This is a genomic window from Bacillus methanolicus MGA3, from assembly GCF_000724485.1.
GTDB classification, from domain to species: domain Bacteria; phylum Bacillota; class Bacilli; order Bacillales; family Cytobacillaceae; genus Bacillus_Z; species Bacillus_Z methanolicus_A.
Genome location: NZ_CP007739.1, coordinates 2,384,259 through 2,402,092, shown reverse-complemented (window position 1 = coordinate 2,402,092; position 17,834 = coordinate 2,384,259). Strand labels below are relative to the sequence as shown.

The following is a 17,834-nucleotide window of genomic DNA, read 5'->3' as shown; positions in this document are numbered from 1 at the left end:
GAATGAATGAACGCCAAATATTATTGACCGCAGTGAAAGCGGCTGATGATAAAAAAGCAGAAGATATTATTGTTTTAAATATGAAAGGAATTTCTATCGTTGCTGATTATTTCATTATTTGCCACGGTAATTCGGATAAGCAGGTTCAGGCGATCGCACGTGAAATGAAGGAAAAAGTTGAGGAAGAAGGTTTTATAGTCAGAAGAATGGAAGGATTTGATGAAGCTAAATGGGTGCTAGTTGATCTTGGTGATGTAGTCGCCCATATTTTTCACCGTGATGAACGAAGCTATTACAATTTGGAGCGCCTATGGGGAGATGCCCCAATGGAAAATATTCAAAGCGAGCTAGGTCAATGAGTTACGAAAGATTTGCTTACTTTTATGACGTTTTAATGAAGGATGCTCCGTACGACAAATGGGTGGAGATTGTCCTTTCCAAATTAAAAAAGTACAAAGTTGAAGGGAAAGAACTCTTGGATCTTGCTTGTGGAACAGGTGAACTTTCTGTTCGCCTTTCCAAGGCAGGATTTCGTGTAACAGGAGTTGATTTATCGTCTGATATGCTGACGGTAGCACGGGCTAAAGCAGATGAAAACAGGCAGCAAATTTGCTTTTTCCAGCAAAATATGGCTGAACTAGAAGGTCTTGGCCAATTTGATGCCGTTTGTATTTTTTGTGATTCGTTAAATTACTTGGAAACAGAAACAGAAGTCATGAATACTTTCAAACATGTTTCACATCATCTGAAAAAGGGCGGGCTATTGCTCTTTGACGTTCATTCCATCTATAAAATGATGCACGTATTCATGGATGAAACATTTGCCTTTGTTGAAGATGATATTTCTTACATATGGCAGTGCTATAAAGGTGACTATCCTAACAGCATTGAACACGATCTCGTTTTCTTTTTATTGGATAAGGAAACTGGTCAATATGACCGCTTTGAAGAACTTCATGTACAGAGAACGTTTTCTGTTGATGAGTATAAAAATTGGCTGAAAGAAGCGGGGTTTGAGCTGCTGGAAATCTTTGCTGATTTTCATGATGGCCAGCCTGACGATCATTCAGAAAGAATCTTTTTTGTTGCAAGAAAGCCTGTGTGAAGAAAGCCACCTGCTAAAAAGAAGCGGTGGCTTTTTTGCTTTTCTAATAGCTTCATTTATACATTTTTTGTGATGTTCTGTAAATTAGGAAGGAATTTTGCCGTTTTATATCGAAATCATTACTTAGGATATTGCCGGTTTATTTTTTTCAAATCTTCCTCAAATTTTACATGTGTCGCTTGAAATAAGTGTTCAAAAACTTCTCCCAGCTCGTTTTCTAAAACCTTAATTCCTTCACCAGTAATTCCGCCTTTTACACACACTTTCTCTTGTAATGTTTGCAAAGAATAATGTCTTTTTCTTAATAACTCTCCTAAACCGATCAGCATTTCGCTAGCTAGTTTCACTGCTGTTTCTTCCGGGATTTCGGTTTCCTTTACAGCTGCCGAAATAAATCGGCGGGTAAGGTAGCTAAAAAATGCAGGTCCGCAGCTTACTATGTCAGATGCAACCCTTGTTATATTATTCTCAATTTCCATCGGTTCTGAAAAAGTTGTAAATAAATCAAATAGTTGTTTTTTCCATTTTTCCTCGCATTTTTTCCCAAAGGTTAACAAAATGACTCCTGCCAGGGCTCTGTTTGTAATGCTAGGAATTGCCCTTACAACAGAGCATGATACAACCCTTTCCAATTGTTCGGTACTAATTGGGCTGGTGATCGAAATGACACATTTGTCAGGAGATAGAACCGGCAATATATCCTCAAGCACCTTGTAAACATCATGAGGTTTCACACATATAAAAACTGCATCTGATTGTTTTGCAACCTCCACTGCGCTTTTTTTTACAATAATTTCTTCATTTATCGCTTTAATTTCTAACGCCTTGGACAATGTTCTATTTGTGATAATCAACGAAGAAGGAGAAACGGCTTTTCCATCAAGAATTGCTTCTGCCAAAATTCTCCCCATATTTCCAGTTCCGATGATCCCGATTTTCATTGATTCATCCCTCCTTCTCGAGCCGACTCTCTCATATTACAATATGAAAAAAATTTAGAAATATGACTTTAAGAAAGGATTGATTATTAGTGAAGGAATGGTTAAAAGAATATAAGATGTATGTAATCTTAGGGGCAGCTGCTTTGCTTTTTGGTGTTTTTTACTGGCTTGCACCTTTAGAAAACAGTAAGACTCAGCCGGAAGACAAAGCGGAATGGTCCCTGACAGATCTAGAGGAACCTCAAAAAGAAGAAGTTGAAGACAAAACACCAGAAATTATCCTGGCAGATATTAAAGGAGCAGTTAAAACTCCAGGGGTATATAAGGCTGAAGAGGGAGAACGAGTGATTGATTTAATTGAAAAGGCAGGAGGTCTAGCGAAAGATGCTGATGCTTCTAAAGTAAACTTTTCGATGCGAGTCACAGATGAAATGGTGATCTATATACCAAAAATAGGTGAAGAAGGGGAAGGATTTAATGGGCAATCAACCGTTGATACGTTCGGAGAGAGCACTCTCGTTAATATCAATCGTGCGGATTCAAGCGAACTTGAAACATTGCCGGGAATTGGCCCTTCAAAATCAGCAGCAATTATTGAATACCGGGAAAAAAACGGCCCGTTCAAAACCATCGAAGATATAAAGAATATAAGCGGAATCGGTGAAAAGACTTTTGAAAAACTAAAAGATTTGATTACAGTCCATTAGTTCTTATGTAGAAGTCAAGCACCAGCGTTTATCATGTTAACCATGGCCGCTTGCGCTTTTATTAGAATTGACGCATTTTCCTTGTTCGGATTAAACTGATGGAGAACATGTCCATAAATATATTTTGTTATTGGGAGGATCTCTTAATGGAACGTATTTCTTGGAACCAATATTTCATGGCTCAGAGCCATTTGCTTGCATTAAGAAGCACATGCACTCGTCTAGCGGTTGGTGCAACAATCGTGAGAGATAAAAGAATTATCGCGGGAGGTTACAATGGTTCGATTGCCGGTGGGGAACATTGTATTGACGTAGGCTGTTATGTCATTGACAACCACTGTGTAAGAACCATTCATGCAGAAATGAATGCTTTGCTTCAATGTGCAAAGTTTGGAGTTCCTACTGCGGGAGCAGAAATATATGTGACACATTTTCCATGTCTTCAATGCTGCAAGGCTATTATTCAGTCAGGGATCAAAACCGTATATTATGCAAAGGATTATAAAAACCATCCGTATGCAATTGAGCTTTTTGAAAAAGCAAAGGTAGACGTAATACAAGTAGATAATTTAGATATTTCAATTGATTTTCAAAAGCAGGAAAAGGAAACATGAACGGAAAAGTTATCTACTTTGCCATTGCATCAACGATCGGAGTACTATCTGCATTGGATAATAAATTATTTTTTAGCATGTTCGCTGTTTATGTTTTATTTCTTTTAATAAGAAAATCTTTTTCAAAATACAAAATGACAGCGATATTTGCGGTGTTTTTTATTTTTTTTCTTTCTGCAAAAGGATCTTTTTTGTATAAGAAAACTGATTTTTCTGGAGATGAAACAAATTTTCTCATCTATTTCAATAAGGAATTACATGTAGATGGCGAATTGATGAAGACATATGCGGCTGATCAAAAAACAGGTGAAGAGTTCGCAATAAGATATAGAGTGCTGTCAAAAGAGGAGAAAGCAGCCTTGCCCGATTTTCTCCTTGGTAAACAATGTTTGGCAGTCGGCAAGCTTGAGAAACCTGCGCTGCCGCGAAACAAAAATGCATTTAACTACCGTAAGTATTTAAACCGGGAAGGTATCCACTGGGTATTAAAGATCGATGACATACATTTTCAAACGTGCAAGCCTCAATCTTCATTTCTCATTTCCCTCCGAATTTTACGGCAAAATGGAATTTCGTACATTGAACGTTACTTTCCAGACAATGCAGCACAAGTTTCTGCTGCGTTAATTTTTGGCGAAAGAAATTTATATGAACCGGAAATACTTAAAACATATGAAAAAATCGGTATAGTCCACTTATTGGCAATATCAGGGCTTCAAGTCAGTCTATTGTCAGGCATGATTTTCATTTTCGGATTACGGATCGGCATAACAAAGGAAAGGATGCAAAATGCTCTGCTCATTGTTTTGCCTGTGTATGGCATCTTAACTGGTGCTTCTCCTTCTGTAATCCGTGCTGTCATTATGACAATCTTGGTGCTTATCAGTTTAAAATTTACATTCAAACATAGGCTCTCCCCAATTGATGCAGTAAGCATTGCCTTGATGTGCTACACATTCTTTAATCCATTTGTCATTTATAATGCCGGGTTCCAACTTTCATTTACAGTAAGCTATTGTTTAATTTTGTCTGCATCTTCTATTTTGCCCCGCTTCAAAAGCCATATTTTGGCGCTTCTAGCCACCACATTGATTTCCCAGCTTTCTTCACTCCCGATTGTTTTATTTCATTTTTATGAAATCTCGATTATCTCGCTGCTGGCAAATCTCTTTTTTGTTCCGTTATATTCCTTTGTCTTCACTCCGGCTGCTTTGATATCCTTTATGATCCATTTCATATCACCGAAATTGGCTGCCCCACTCGTGAATTTTTTCGATTCGCTTGTCACATTTTCAAACGGGATTGCACATATTCTATCTGAGTTTCCATATGCAACTGTAACATTAGGCCGGCCCCATCTTATTGTTCTTTTACTGTATGTGATTACATTATTATTATTTTTCTATTTGTGGGAAAAAAAGAAAGTTCTCATAAGGATTTTTTGGATTCCTGTAGTGTCGATGATCATACAGGGGATGCTTCATTATATTTCGCCTTACGGGGAGGTTACTTTTATTGATGTCGGTCAAGGAGACAGTATACTTATAAGGCTTCCTCACGGCCAAGGAACATTCTTAATTGATACAGGAGGAACTATAAGGTTTGAAAAAGAGAAATGGCAGGAAAGAAAAAAAGATTTTGAAGTAGGAAAAAATGTTGTTGTTCCTTTTTTAAAAAGCAAGGGAATCACAACGATTGACAAGTTGATTCTTACCCATGGAGATCAAGACCATATCGGGGGAGCTCATGCATTACTTGAAGAGATGAATGTAAAAGAAATCTTGCTTCCTTTAATTGCTGAGAAATCGGAACTGGAAAGGAAAATCATTAAAAAGGCAGATGAAAAAAACATACCGGTAAAGTTTGCAAAAGGTCAAGAAGGGTGGAAAAGCGGGAACAGTTTATTTCAGATTCTTCTTCCCGTTGAAAAACAAGTGTTAGACAGAAATAATGGATCAATTGTAATTCTTGCGAAAATTGGCGGGTTGAAATGGCTTCTTACAGGTGATCTTGAAAAAGAAGGTGAAGAAGTTTTGGTAAACAACTATAAACATACTGCGATAGACGTTATAAAAGTTGGTCATCATGGCAGCAAATCGTCAACATCCGACGAATTATTGAGGCATTTTTCACCAAAAGGAGCAATAATTTCTGCCGGTGAAAATAACAGATATGGTCATCCTCATAAAGAAGTCTTGCATCGATTAGAGAAGTACAAAATAAAAATTTTCCGAACAGATCAACAAGGTGCTGTCACGTATTCATTTCGAGGTAATCACGGAACCTTTTCGGTTGTTATTCCATAGTATGTATTATAACTCGAACCATTTAATTACTTACACATTCCTTTTTAGGTAGACACAAAATTCTAAATGCGAAAAGAAATGAAAAAATGAAAAGAGACTGCATGTATCAATGCAGTCTTCAAGGGTGAAACACATATAAGAATTCCATATTTTATGTAGCCGTTATTAAGAACCGATTACTTTAATGACTGTTGCAATAATAAACATTGTTGCAAAAAATCCGAAAGAAACAAAGAATCCTACGCCTGAGTCAACGGCATCATTACGCTTGCTTTGTACGTTCTTTTCAAATTCGTTCACAGTCTACCCCTCCTATTTTCCTTTTTAGTATAAGCGATTTACAAAAAAAAATCTAGCCTTCCTCGTTTGCTTTTCCTTTAATGACAAGAGTTGTCACAAATAAGTTTACATTCAAAAGGCAAAAATAATTAGTAGATAAGGTGTACCGCCGTCATATGAGTATCCTAGGCCTTATATAGCGGCGTTCAATATAAATCGGGAATTGGTAAAGCGACGGATTGCCAATTCCCTTTGCATTTGTGGAAACGTCTTTTTTTCTACAAGAAATCATTTCGACACCTTTTCGAGCAGCATTCCTTACTTGTTCCTTGTCAAATCGTCCTTGCTTCTTTAGGATAATAGTTAGTGAAAATGAAAGGAACGGAGCGAAGGACATTGGTGCTGGAAGTATGGAAGCAAATTAAGAAAAAACAGATTTCGCCATTATATTTATTATATGGCCAGGAATCATTTCTTATAAATGAAACGAAGCAGCTTTTATTGTCCCATGTTTTGGAAGATGAAGAAACAGATTTTAATTTTTCATCCTATGATCTTGAAGAAACACCGATTGAAACAGCCATTGAAGATGCTGAAACATTCCCGTTTATTGGGGAAAAAAGGCTGATCATCCTTAATAACCCGGTTTTTTTAACATCAGAAAAAACAAAAGAAAAGGTTGAACATAACCTTTCTAAGCTGGAGGCTTATTTGAAGGAACCCGCTCCTTATTCGGTAGTTGTCTTTGCCGCCCCGTATGAAAAGCTGGATGAAAGGAAAAAAATCGTTAAAGAGCTAAAAAGAAAAGCAGTAACCATTGAAGCAAAAAAACTTAATGAACAGGAATTAAAAAATTGGATAAGGGAAAGAGCTGCCTTTAACGGAGTCGAAATTGATGATGATGCCGTTGAAGTACTCCTTTCACTTTCCGGAACGAATTTGTTTATGCTTACAAGTGAAATAGACAAGCTTGCTTTATATGTTGAAGATCAGAAAAAAATCGATGTTTCGATCGTCGAAAAACTTGTAGCAAGGTCATTAGAACAAAATATCTTTACACTCGTGGATAAGGTTGTCCATCGCAAGATTGGCGAGGCGCTAAGGATTTATTATGATCTTTTAAAACAAAATGAGGAACCGATCAAAATTTTATCAATTATTTCAGGGCAATTTCGTTTGATTTACCAGGTTAAAGAGCTGGCAAGGCGGGGCTATGGGCAGCAACAAATTGCCAGTTTTCTTAAAATTCACCCTTTCCGTGTTAAGTTAGCTGCCGGACAGGCAAAGCTTTTTTCAGATCAGGAGCTAACGTTTATTATAGAACAACTGGCAGATGCTGATTACCAAATGAAAACGGGTGGAATGGATAAAGAATTATTAATTGAACTCATTCTATTTCGCTTGCATGATCATGCCTTAAAGAAATAAAAAACGACCCGCGACGGGTCGTTTTTAAATATCAAATTAAGCATTTAATGCGTTTAATTTTTTCATTAAACGAGATTTTTTACGGGCAGCAGCTTTTTTATGGATAAGTCCCTTAGCAGCTGCTTTGTCGAGCCTTTTCGCAGCATCTACTAATAATTCTTTTGCAGATGTTACATCATTATTTACGATTGCAGCTTCAACTTTCTTCACAGCAGTACGCATCGAAGATTTAATTGCAGTGTTGTGAGCTTTTCTAGCTTCGCTTGTTTTCACACGCTTAATAGCAGATTTAATGTTTGGCACTTGCGTTCACCTCCTAAAAAAGCATCGAGACTATATTAACTCGATTTTCCCATTCATATCTAATATTTAAGAACAAAAGATATTCTATCAAACGCCTGTCAATAATGCAATACTTCTTATAAATTTGCATCGGTACAATCGTGCAAAAGGAATGATTTTGAAAAAGAAAGGAAAAGATAGGAATTAGTTAAAAATGCGAAAGTGGGGATCAGCATGAAAGAATCGCTTGACTTAAGAAAATATTCAGTTCGTACAGACCTAGCGGTGGAAGCACGGGAAATGGTTTTAACTGAACGAAACGCAAGTTTGGATCAACAGGAAAATCTTTCCCAAATAGATGGTGTTATGATTAAGGAAAAAGAGGAAGACGGCATAAAACTCTCTCTTGTTCAAATTACAGAAGATGGAGAAAAAACAATTGGCAAAAAGCCGGGCAAGTACTTGACAATAGAGGTTGTTGGGATTAGGCAGAAAGATACTGAACTGCAAAAACAAGTATCAGATGTTTTTTCCCGTGAGTTTGCACATTTTTTAAAAGAAACCGGCATTCCTGAAGATGCATCCTGTCTTGTTGTAGGACTTGGCAACTGGAATGTTACACCTGATGCTCTCGGCCCGCTTGTATGTGAAAACCTGCTTGTTACAAGGCACCTTTTTGAACTTCAGCCGGAAAATGTAGAAGATGGTTACCGTTCAGTAAGTGCGGTATCACCAGGAGTAATGGGACTAACGGGAATTGAAACGAGCGACATTATTTTTGGAGTAGTTGAAAAGTCGAAGCCTAATTTTGTCATTGCCATTGATGCCCTTGCATCAAGGTCAATTGAAAGGGTCAATTCAACGATCCAAATTTCAGATACAGGGATCCATCCAGGTTCAGGTGTAGGAAATAAACGAAAAGAAATAAGTAAGGAAACATTGGGAGTACCTGTTATCGCCATTGGCGTTCCTACTGTTGTTGATGCGGTATCAATTACAAGTGATACAATCGATTTTATTTTAAAGCACTTTGGGCGGGAATTAAAAGAAGGAAACAGGCCGTCTCGTTCTCTTGCCCCGGCTGGTATGACATTCGGGGAAAAAAGGAAATTGACGGAAGAGGATTTGCCTGAGGAACAGCAGCGGAAGACTTTTCTCGGTATCGTTGGAACGCTTCCGGAAGAAGAAAAACGCAAGCTTATTCACGAGGTTTTATCCCCGCTTGGCCACAATTTAATGGTTACTCCTAAAGAAGTTGATATATTTATTGAGGATATGGCAAATGTATTGGCTACCGGATTAAATTCCGCTCTTCATAAGAAAGTAAATGAAGAAAATAGAGGTTTTTATACGAGATAAGAAAGATACAGGTTCTATCTTTTCTAGCAAAGTCATATGTTTTACTAGACTTGCCGGGAGGTGGAACCAATGAAACAGATCAGACAGACAGGGATCGTGGTCTCAGTGAAAGGGACAACCCTGTTGAAAATAGCTGCATCCATTCTATTATTTATGCTTATGTCTTTTTCCATTAGCGGTGTTTTGACGTCGCTAAAACCTGAGTACCGAATTTCTTCATCATCCGTAAATAATGCGGCAACCAATATAAATGGAGAATTTCTTTTTCGATTGCTCGGTTGGGAAAACCATTATTTTTTGCAAGGACTGCCCAAAAACGCAAGTTCAATAAAATTTTCAAATGTTCTTTTCAAGCTGTCAACAAATATTAGCCTTGATGATCCGAGAAGCTTGCTTGGAAGGGAGCTGCCGGGCTTTTCTTTATTTGACAGTAAAATTCTTGTGGCCGGGGAAGGTACTAACTATACAAACATGCCAATCGAATCTTCTCCACCAATTGATGTTTTAAAAGCAGAAAGGGAAGCCGCACTACAAAATACAGAGGGTTTAGATGAATCAACAAACAATGGAAAAGCTGCCACACCACCGATGAATACTGGAGGCAAAAAAGTTGTCTACATTTACTTCTCCCATAATCGAGAATCCTTTCTCCCGTATTTAAAAGGAGTAGCGGATGCGGATAATGCTTACCATTCAAAAATTAATATAATGAAAGTCGGCGAAAAACTGCAAGAGGAATTAGAATCTAAAGGCATAGGAACAAAAGTAGAAAAAACGGATATTCAAGCTATTTTAAATAAAAAGGGCTGGTCATATGCCCAATCTTATCAGGAGTCAAGAGAGGTTGTCCAAGCTGCCTTGGCAAGAAACCGCGATCTAACTTATTTAATTGATATTCATAGAGATTCACGGAGAAGAAAGTATACGACAATTGATATTAATGGGAAATCTTATGCAAAGATTGCATTTGTAATTGGTGCAGAGAATCCGAACTATGAGAAAAATTTAAAGCTGGCAAACGTACTTCACAAATTGCTAGACAAAAAGTATGGCAAAGGCTTAAGCCGCGGAATTATTGAATTAAAAGGAGCACGGACGAACGGGAAATTTAATCAAGATTTATCCGAAAATGCAATTTTAATTGAATTCGGAGGTATAGATAATACGTTTGATGAATTGTACCGCTCTGCAGAAGCTCTGGCAGATGTATTCAGCGAATACTATTGGCAAGCTGAGCGAGTAAATAAACCCGCCAGTGAACCAGCTGAAAAGAATTAATACAAGGTGATCGGTTATGAAAATATTTATGCTAAAGACATGTCTCATTGCAAGTGTCATGTTTCTGTGCGTTCTTTTTGGAATGCAGCAGGCCAATCAAGGAATTCTAAGGATGAAAGGCTATAATGATCGGGAATTTCATAATGCCTTCACGGTTGACAAAAGGGAAAACGGAGAGCTTGAAGCTTCCATTTTAGGAAATAATATAACAAGCCACGATTTAGAAAAGAAAAGAGAACAGCTAGAAGAAATGAAAGCTTATAACTTTTTTTCATCGGTTGGAAAACAAATATCTGAATGGTTTACGGGGGTTGTCGATAGTCTTCTTAAATTAACTAGTGATAAAGCGAGTGAATAGAGGCTGTCTCATAAGGGTCTGACCCCATGTTCGTTTATCAATATATAGCACATTTATGCAACATTATGTCCTATATATTGTGTTATGGGGTCTGACCCTCTGGCTTTTGAGACAGCCTCTTTTGTTTTGTCTAATTGAACTGCTGCAATTTGACTTTTAATTGAATCTTCATAACAGTGCTGATATAATCAAAAAAGTGTACATGTGCGAGAATAGTAGGAGTGAACGATATGAACAGAGAAGAAAGGTTGAAAAGACAATCCAAAATCCGTAATTTTTCCATCATCGCTCATATCGACCATGGAAAATCTACATTAGCTGACCGCATCCTTGAGAAAACGAATGCATTAACCGCACGTGAAATGAAAGATCAGCTATTGGATTCAATGGATCTTGAAAGAGAAAGAGGCATTACGATTAAATTAAACTCCGTTCAGTTGAAATATAAAGCAAAAGACGGAGAAGTCTATACATTTCACTTAATTGATACACCAGGGCACGTCGATTTTACTTATGAAGTTTCCCGAAGTTTAGCGGCGTGTGAAGGAGCCATTCTTGTAGTCGATGCCGCACAAGGGATTGAAGCTCAGACACTGGCAAATGTTTATTTAGCTCTTGATAATGATCTTGAGATTCTTCCGGTTATCAACAAAATCGACCTTCCGAGCGCTGACCCGGAAAAAGTCCGAAACGAAATTGAAGAAGTCATTGGGCTTGATGCTTCTGAAGCGGTCTTGGCAAGTGCAAAAGCCGGAATCGGAATTGAAGAGATTTTAGAGCAAGTTGTTGAAAAAATCCCTGCCCCGGAGGGAGACCCTGATGCACCGTTAAAAGCACTTATCTTTGATTCACTGTACGACGCTTACCGCGGAGTTATTACATATATCCGTGTCTTTGATGGTACGGTGAAAGTCGGCGATAAAATTAAAATGATGGCTACTGGTAAAGAATTTGAGGTGACAGAAGTAGGCGTCTTTACTCCGAAAGCTGTTCCTGTAGATGAATTATCTGTCGGGGATGTCGGGTACTTAACGGCTTCTATCAAAAATGTTAGCGATACACGGGTCGGGGATACAATTACAAGTGCGAAAAATGGTGCTACCGAGCCATTGCCGGGCTACCGTAAATTAAACCCAATGGTATATTGCGGTATGTATCCAATTGACAGCGCCAAATTCAATGACTTGCGCGATGCACTTGAAAAGCTGCAATTAAATGACTCTGCCCTTCAGTTTGAGCCTGAAACCTCCCAAGCATTAGGATTTGGATTCCGCTGCGGATTCCTTGGCCTACTTCATATGGAAATTATTCAGGAGCGGATCGAAAGGGAATTTAACATCGATTTAATCACTACTGCGCCTAGCGTAATTTACCACGTTATCATGACAGACGGCTCCGAAGTCAAAGTGGACAATCCATCAAATATGCCGGATCCACAAAAAATCGACCATATTGAAGAACCATATGTAAAAGCTACGATGATGTCTCCAAATGATTATGTAGGAGCGATCATGGAGCTTTGCCAGCAAAAACGCGGAAATTTTGTTGATATGCAATACTTGGATGAAACTCGTGTAAGTATTGTGTACGAAATACCGTTAGCTGAAATTGTGTACGATTTCTTTGATCAACTAAAATCAAGCACGAAAGGCTATGCTTCCTTTGATTATGAGTTAATTGGATATAAAACGTCCAAACTTGTAAAAATGGATATTTTATTGAATGGGGAAAGGGTCGATGCTTTAAGCTTTATCGTTCACAGAGATTTTGCTTACGAGCGCGGAAAAGTCATCGTTGAAAAATTAAAAGACCTAATCCCGCGCCAGCAATTTGAAGTTCCGGTCCAGGCCGCAATCGGCAACAAAATTATTGCTCGTTCTACAATTAAAGCACTGCGCAAAAACGTTTTAGCCAAACTTTATGGCGGGGATGTTACTCGAAAACGCAAGCTTCTTGAAAAGCAAAAAGAAGGGAAAAAGCGCATGAAGCAAGTAGGTTCTGTTGAAGTGCCGCAAGAAGCGTTTATGGCAGTTTTAAAAATGGATGACAGCAATTCAAAAAAATAAGAATTATTTAAGGAGGTTAGAGTTGGCTTAACAAAGCAGTTCTAGCCTTTTTTCATAAGATAATTTTTAATGCAGGGTTGTGTTAATTTTGATTAAAGCCGCATACATTCACATTCCTTTTTGTGAGAACATATGCCACTATTGTGATTTTAATAAATTTTTTATAGAAGGGCAGCCGGTGAATGAATACCTAGATGCGCTCGGGAAGGAAATAGCGCTTACGCTTGAACAGTTTCCGAAAGGATCCTTGAATTCGATCTATGTCGGTGGAGGGACGCCAACTGCCTTAAACGAGGGACAGTTAGGCAAGCTTTGTGAATTGATTCATAAGCATCTTTCATTCGGTGTAAACACAGAGTTTACGTTTGAGGCAAATCCCGGAGATCTTTCAAAAGAAAAATTAGAAATATTGAAGGAAGCCGGGGTTAATCGGTTAAGCCTTGGCGTTCAAACATTTAATGATGAACTTTTACGAAAAATCGGAAGAACTCATCGTGCAAAGGATGTCTTTCATTCTGTCGACCTTGCAAAACAGATAGGATTTGAAAACATTAATATTGATCTAATTTACAGTTTGCCTGAACAAACAATAAATGATTTCAAAGAAACGCTTGAGATTGCCTTCTCGCTTGATATTGTTCATTATTCAGGCTATTCTTTAATAATCGAACCGAAAACGGTTTTTTACAATCTAATGAAAAAAGGAAGATTGCCCTTGCCCGGCGAAGATACGGAAGCTGCTATGTATGAAATGCTTATGGATGAAATGGATAAAAATGGATTTAAACAATATGAAATAAGCAATTTTGCAAAACCTGGGTTTGAGAGCAGGCATAATCTTACTTACTGGAATAATGAGCATTATTACGGCTTTGGTGCAGGGGCGCACAGCTATATAAATGGGAGACGGATTACTAATTTTGGCCCATTAAAAAAATATATGGGAACAATCCAAGAAGGAAAATTGCCGATTATGGAAAGCCTTACTTTGACGGAAACAGAAAAAATTGAAGAAGAAATGTTTCTTGGTTTAAGAAAAACAACTGGTGTTTCAATTCGACAATTTGCTGAAAAATACGGGAGAGATCCTCTTCATTTATTTAAAGAAGAAATAGAGAAACTTGAAGCAAAGGGACTCATCAAGGTGACAAAGGAAAAAATATACTTGACAAGAAATGGAAAACTTCTTGGGAATGAGGTATTTCAGTCCTTTATCGGTGTAATCTAATCGTTGACATCATCCCCTTTCTTTTGATAATTTAATAATTAGAATTAGCACTCGTTGTACAAGAGTGCTAACAGAGGTGATGACAGTTGTTAACAGATCGTCAATTATTGATTCTCCAAGTGATCGTTGATGATTTTATTCGATCTGCACAACCTGTTGGCTCGAGAAGTTTGTCCAAAAAAGAAGAAATTTCATTAAGTTCAGCTACGATCCGCAATGAAATGGCAGATCTTGAAGAGCTTGGCTATATTGAAAAAACTCACACCTCGTCGGGAAGAATCCCATCAGAAAAAGGCTACAGGTATTATGTCGACCATTTGCTTTCACCGCAAAAATTGCGACAAGAGGAAGTACAAAAGATTAAATCAATTTTTGCTGAGAGAATTTACGAGCTCGAAAAAATAGTTCAAAAGTCAGCACAAATTTTATCAGATTTAACCAATTATACTTCCATCGTTTTAGGTCCGGCTGTACGAGATAATAAACTAAAAAGAATTCAAATAGTCCCATTAAATAAGACTACGGCAATTGCTATTATTGTTACGGATACCGGACACGTGGAAGATCGAATGTTTCATTTGCCTGCATCTATTGACTCGAGTGAACTAGAAAAATTGGTCAATATTTTAAACGAAAGGTTAATCGGTGTGCCGATTGTCGATTTAAACGAAAAAATTTACAAAGAAGTAGCTTCGATTTTGCGACAGCATATTAAAAGCTATGATCTTTTGCTTCATACAATTGCCGACACACTTAAGCTGCCGACGAATGAAAAGCTATTTTTTGGCGGTAAAACAAACATGTTAAGACAGCCGGAGTTTCATGATATTGATAAAATCCGTGATCTTTTGGCTATTATTGAACAGGAAGACAGAATAGTTGAGCTGATCCCTAAAAATCCTATGGGAATAAGTGTGAAAATTGGACGGGAAAATAAGTACTCAGCAATGGAAAATTGCAGCCTCATCTCTGCAACGTATAGCGTCGGTGAAGAGAAGCTTGGGACCATCGCGATCCTTGGACCAACAAGAATGGAATATTCGAGAGTAATCAGCCTACTCGATTTAATCAGCAAAGACTTGTCTGCGGCCCTGACAAGATTGTATCAAAGCAACTAATGCTGGAAATATTGAGTAAGGGTGGTGAAATAGGAATGCACCCTTACCTTTCTATGTGTATATATTTTTTTAGTAAGTGGACCGAAAAGGTGAAAATGCTCAACTCGAAACATTTTTCATCATCTGGTTCCATGCTTAAATTTTTAAGGAGGTGAGCAATGTGACAGAAGAAAAAAACATTGCCGAAGAGCAAACAAAAGAAACAACTGATCATCTTGATCAAACAGAAGAAGACCAAACTGAAAAAACAATTGAACCTGTTTTTGCAGAAGACGAAGCTGAAGAGGAAACACTGAATGAAGATAAAGAAAATGAACTTCATGCAGCAAATGCAAAAATAGCTGAATTGGAAGCAAAATTAGAAGAAGCAGATAATCGTTATTTGCGCCTGCAAGCTGATTTTGAGAATTTCCGCCGACGTTCAAGAATGGATCTTGAGGCGGTTGAAAAATATAGAGCACAAAGCTTAGTAACCGATCTTCTGCCTATAATTGATAATTTTGAAAGAGGATTAAAGCTTGAAGTGGATAATGAGCAAGCAAAATCATTGCTGCAAGGTATGGAGATGGTGTACCGAAGCTTGCTTGATGCTCTTAAAAAAGAAGGTGTCGAACCTATTGAAGCTGTGGGAAAGGAATTTGATCCGAACTTGCATCATGCAGTAATGCAGGTAGAAGATGAAAATTATGATTCCAATATTGTTGTAGAAGAATTTCAAAAGGGTTATATGTTAAAAGACCGCGTGATTCGCCCTTCAATGGTAAAAGTTACTCAATAAGAGCGAATTACGTAGTAAATCGGGAGGTTAGAACATGAGCAAAATTATCGGTATTGACTTAGGTACGACTAACTCATGTGTTGCCGTATTAGAAGGCGGCGAACCAAAGGTGATTCCAAACCCGGAAGGAAACCGAACGACTCCTTCTGTTGTAGCATTTAAAAACGGCGAGCGCTTGGTAGGGGAAGTAGCAAAACGCCAAGCGATTACAAACCCTAATACGATTATTTCCATTAAGCGTTACATGGGCACTGATCATAAAGTGGAAATTGAAGGAAAGAAATATACTCCGCAAGAAATATCTGCTATTATCCTTCAATACTTAAAATCTTATGCGGAAGACTACCTAGGCGAAAAGGTAACAAAAGCAGTTATTACCGTTCCTGCATATTTTAATGATGCACAGCGCCAGGCAACGAAAGATGCTGGAAAGATTGCCGGACTTGAAGTAGAACGTATTATAAATGAACCGACTGCTGCATCATTAGCTTATGGTCTTGATAAAATGGAAGAAGATCAAACCATTCTTGTATATGACCTTGGCGGCGGAACATTTGACGTTTCGATTCTTGAGTTAGGCGACGGTGTATTTGAAGTTAAAGCGACTGCAGGTGACAATCGCCTTGGCGGTGACGACTTTGACCAAGTGATCATTGATTATTTAGTAGACGAGTTTAAGAAAGAACATGGAATTGACCTTTCAAAAGACAAAATGGCATTGCAGCGTTTGAAAGATGCTGCTGAAAAAGCGAAAAAAGATTTGTCTGGAGTTACAACAACGCAAATTTCATTGCCATTTATTACTGCAGGAGAATCTGGACCGCTTCACTTAGAAGTTACGTTGACAAGAGCTAAGTTCGAAGAGCTTTCAGCCCATCTTGTTGAAAGAACAATGGGACCAACTCGCCAGGCATTAAAAGATGCTGGACTTACTCCGGCTGACATCGACAAAGTCATTCTTGTCGGCGGTTCTACACGTATACCTGCTGTACAAGAAGCCATTAAGAAGGAAATCGGTAAAGAACCTCATAAAGGTGTTAACCCGGATGAAGTAGTGGCAATGGGAGCTGCGGTACAGGGCGGCGTCATTTCCGGTGATGTAAAAGACGTAGTATTGCTTGACGTAACACCGCTTTCCCTTGGAATTGAAACAATGGGCGGCGTATTTACGAAACTAATTGAACGGAATACGACGATCCCGACATCAAAATCGCAAATTTTCTCAACTGCCGCTGATAACCAAACAGCTGTTGATATTCACGTGCTTCAAGGTGAGCGTCCAATGGCTGCCGACAACAAAACATTGGGCCGTTTCCAATTGACAGACATTCCTCCTGCGCCGCGTGGAGTTCCACAAATTGAAGTAACTTTTGATATCGATAAGAACTGAATTGTACATGTTCGTGCAAAGGACCTTGGCACAAATAAAGAACAGGCGATTACAATCAAATCTTCTACGGGCTTATCTGAAGAAGAAATTCAGCGGATGATTAAAGAAGCAGAAGAGAATGCTGAAGCAGACAGAAAACGCAAAGAAGAAGCGGAACTTCGGAATGAAGCTGATCAGTTAGTTTTTACAACTGAAAAAACATTAAAGGATCTTGAAGGCAAAGTGGATGAAGCAGAAGTTACAAAAGCGAACGAAGCGAAAGATGCCTTAAAACAAGCGATTGAGAAAAACGATCTCAATGAAATTCGCGCTAAAAAAGATGCTCTGCAAGAAATCGTACAAAATTTAACAGTCAAGCTTTATGAAGAAGCAGCGAAACAAGCTCAAGCTGCACAAAATGCCCAGGGGCAAGATGGCATGAAAAAAGATGACAATGTCGTAGATGCTGAATTTGAAGAGGTAAAAGACGACAAATAACAAGCACCCTTTCTTTCCAATACTTATTCAGAAAAGGTCAAAGTCAGGTCATACTTGGCTTTGGCTTTTTCTTTGTAAAGGTTAATCAATCTGCTTTTCTGTTGCACCTTATTGTTAAGA

15 protein-coding genes and 2 pseudogenes are annotated in these 17,834 nt (G+C 38.2%); 14 read left to right on the top strand and 3 right to left on the bottom strand.

Annotated elements, in window-relative coordinates; genetic code table 11:
* The first annotated feature begins 2 nt into the window (after positions 1 to 2).
* Positions 3 to 359, top strand: coding sequence for a ribosome silencing factor (rsfS, locus tag BMMGA3_RS11655; protein ID WP_004435867.1), 357 nt, complete (start codon positions 3 to 5; stop codon positions 357 to 359).
* The gene (locus BMMGA3_RS11650) at positions 356 to 1,105 is read left to right on the top strand and encodes a class I SAM-dependent DNA methyltransferase (RefSeq protein WP_004435865.1); all 750 of its coding nucleotides are present in this window, start codon (positions 356 to 358) and stop codon (positions 1,103 to 1,105) included. The genes rsfS and BMMGA3_RS11650 overlap by 4 nt, the downstream gene beginning before the upstream one ends.
* Before the next feature lie 119 nt (positions 1,106 to 1,224).
* On the opposite strand, the gene comER is transcribed toward BMMGA3_RS11650, so the two are convergent.
* On the bottom strand, positions 1,225 to 2,046 hold the full coding sequence (comER, locus tag BMMGA3_RS11645; RefSeq protein WP_004435862.1) for a late competence protein ComER: 822 nt from the start codon (positions 2,044 to 2,046) through the stop codon (positions 1,225 to 1,227).
* An 89-nt stretch (positions 2,047 to 2,135) separates the two neighbouring features.
* Here comER and BMMGA3_RS11640 point away from each other — a divergent pair, with 89 nt between their 5' ends.
* The 3 genes and pseudogenes from BMMGA3_RS11640 to BMMGA3_RS11630 all read left to right on the top strand — a co-directional run bounded on the left by BMMGA3_RS11640 (position 2,136) and on the right by BMMGA3_RS11630 (position 5,673).
* Positions 2,136 to 2,753 carry a helix-hairpin-helix domain-containing protein gene (locus tag BMMGA3_RS11640; protein WP_004435860.1) on the top strand — a complete coding sequence of 206 codons (618 nt, stop codon included), beginning with the start codon at positions 2,136 to 2,138 and terminating at the stop codon, positions 2,751 to 2,753.
* Between the two features lie 146 nt (positions 2,754 to 2,899).
* Positions 2,900 to 3,358: pseudogene (locus BMMGA3_RS11635) on the top strand (ComE operon protein 2); the annotation flags it as partial.
* 5 nt (positions 3,359 to 3,363) lie between these two features.
* Complete coding sequence (locus BMMGA3_RS11630) at positions 3,364 to 5,673, top strand: DNA internalization-related competence protein ComEC/Rec2 (RefSeq protein ID WP_004435854.1); 2,310 nt, start codon at positions 3,364 to 3,366, stop codon at positions 5,671 to 5,673.
* Positions 5,674 to 5,838: 165 nt separating this feature from the next.
* Here the strand turns inward: BMMGA3_RS11630 and BMMGA3_RS17480 are convergent, their stop codons facing one another.
* Positions 5,839 to 5,973 carry a YqzM family protein gene (locus BMMGA3_RS17480; RefSeq protein ID WP_004435852.1) on the bottom strand — a complete coding sequence of 45 codons (135 nt, stop codon included), beginning with the start codon at positions 5,971 to 5,973 and terminating at the stop codon, positions 5,839 to 5,841.
* A gap of 375 nt (positions 5,974 to 6,348) precedes the next feature.
* Between BMMGA3_RS17480 and holA the strand changes: the two genes are divergently transcribed.
* A complete protein-coding gene (gene holA, locus BMMGA3_RS11620) occupies positions 6,349 to 7,380 on the top strand; it encodes a DNA polymerase III subunit delta (RefSeq protein WP_034669391.1) in 1,032 nt (343 codons plus the stop codon).
* A gap of 36 nt (positions 7,381 to 7,416) precedes the next feature.
* On the opposite strand, the gene rpsT is transcribed toward holA, so the two are convergent.
* Positions 7,417 to 7,683: a 30S ribosomal protein S20 gene (gene rpsT / locus BMMGA3_RS11615; protein WP_004435843.1), complete on the bottom strand. Its 267-nt coding sequence runs from the start codon at positions 7,681 to 7,683 to the stop codon at positions 7,417 to 7,419.
* A 213-nt stretch (positions 7,684 to 7,896) separates the two neighbouring features.
* Here rpsT and gpr point away from each other — a divergent pair, with 213 nt between their 5' ends.
* From gpr to dnaK, 8 genes and pseudogenes are all read left to right on the top strand, one after another.
* Positions 7,897 to 9,021 carry a GPR endopeptidase gene (gene gpr, locus BMMGA3_RS11610; RefSeq protein ID WP_004435841.1) on the top strand — a complete coding sequence of 375 codons (1,125 nt, stop codon included), beginning with the start codon at positions 7,897 to 7,899 and terminating at the stop codon, positions 9,019 to 9,021.
* A gap of 69 nt (positions 9,022 to 9,090) precedes the next feature.
* Positions 9,091 to 10,299: a stage II sporulation protein P gene (spoIIP, locus tag BMMGA3_RS11605; protein ID WP_004435840.1), complete on the top strand. Its 1,209-nt coding sequence runs from the start codon at positions 9,091 to 9,093 to the stop codon at positions 10,297 to 10,299.
* Positions 10,300 to 10,315: 16 nt separating this feature from the next.
* Positions 10,316 to 10,657: a YqxA family protein gene (locus tag BMMGA3_RS11600; RefSeq protein ID WP_004435837.1), complete on the top strand. Its 342-nt coding sequence runs from the start codon at positions 10,316 to 10,318 to the stop codon at positions 10,655 to 10,657.
* A gap of 230 nt (positions 10,658 to 10,887) precedes the next feature.
* Positions 10,888 to 12,723: a translation elongation factor 4 gene (gene lepA, locus BMMGA3_RS11595; RefSeq protein ID WP_004435834.1), complete on the top strand. Its 1,836-nt coding sequence runs from the start codon at positions 10,888 to 10,890 to the stop codon at positions 12,721 to 12,723.
* An 88-nt stretch (positions 12,724 to 12,811) separates the two neighbouring features.
* Complete coding sequence (gene hemW, locus BMMGA3_RS11590; RefSeq protein WP_034669261.1) at positions 12,812 to 13,951, top strand: radical SAM family heme chaperone HemW; 1,140 nt, start codon at positions 12,812 to 12,814, stop codon at positions 13,949 to 13,951.
* Positions 13,952 to 14,037: 86 nt separating this feature from the next.
* The gene (hrcA, locus tag BMMGA3_RS11585) at positions 14,038 to 15,069 is read left to right on the top strand and encodes a heat-inducible transcriptional repressor HrcA (RefSeq protein WP_004435831.1); all 1,032 of its coding nucleotides are present in this window, start codon (positions 14,038 to 14,040) and stop codon (positions 15,067 to 15,069) included.
* A gap of 160 nt (positions 15,070 to 15,229) precedes the next feature.
* Positions 15,230 to 15,847, top strand: a complete 618-nt coding sequence (gene grpE / locus BMMGA3_RS11580) for a nucleotide exchange factor GrpE (RefSeq protein WP_004435829.1) — start codon at positions 15,230 to 15,232, stop codon at positions 15,845 to 15,847.
* A gap of 34 nt (positions 15,848 to 15,881) precedes the next feature.
* Positions 15,882 to 17,714, top strand: a pseudogene (gene dnaK, locus BMMGA3_RS11575) (molecular chaperone DnaK).
* Positions 17,715 to 17,834: the final 120 nt, after the last annotated feature.

Bases quoted from the DNA above. Each gene is read 5' to 3' on its own strand.
- rsfS (WP_004435867.1), top strand. From the start codon at position 3: ATGAATGAACGCCAAATATTATTGACCGCAGTGAAAGCGGCTGATGAT.
- BMMGA3_RS11650 (WP_004435865.1), top strand. From the start codon at position 356: ATGAGTTACGAAAGATTTGCTTACTTTTATGACGTTTTAATGAAGGAT.
- comER (WP_004435862.1), bottom strand. From the start codon at position 2,046: ATGAAAATCGGGATCATCGGAACTGGAAATATGGGGAGAATTTTGGCA.
- BMMGA3_RS11630 (WP_004435854.1), top strand. From the start codon at position 3,364: ATGAACGGAAAAGTTATCTACTTTGCCATTGCATCAACGATCGGAGTA.
- gpr (WP_004435841.1), top strand. From the start codon at position 7,897: ATGAAAGAATCGCTTGACTTAAGAAAATATTCAGTTCGTACAGACCTA.
- spoIIP (WP_004435840.1), top strand. From the start codon at position 9,091: ATGAAACAGATCAGACAGACAGGGATCGTGGTCTCAGTGAAAGGGACA.
- BMMGA3_RS11600 (WP_004435837.1), top strand. From the start codon at position 10,316: ATGAAAATATTTATGCTAAAGACATGTCTCATTGCAAGTGTCATGTTT.
- lepA (WP_004435834.1), top strand. From the start codon at position 10,888: ATGAACAGAGAAGAAAGGTTGAAAAGACAATCCAAAATCCGTAATTTT.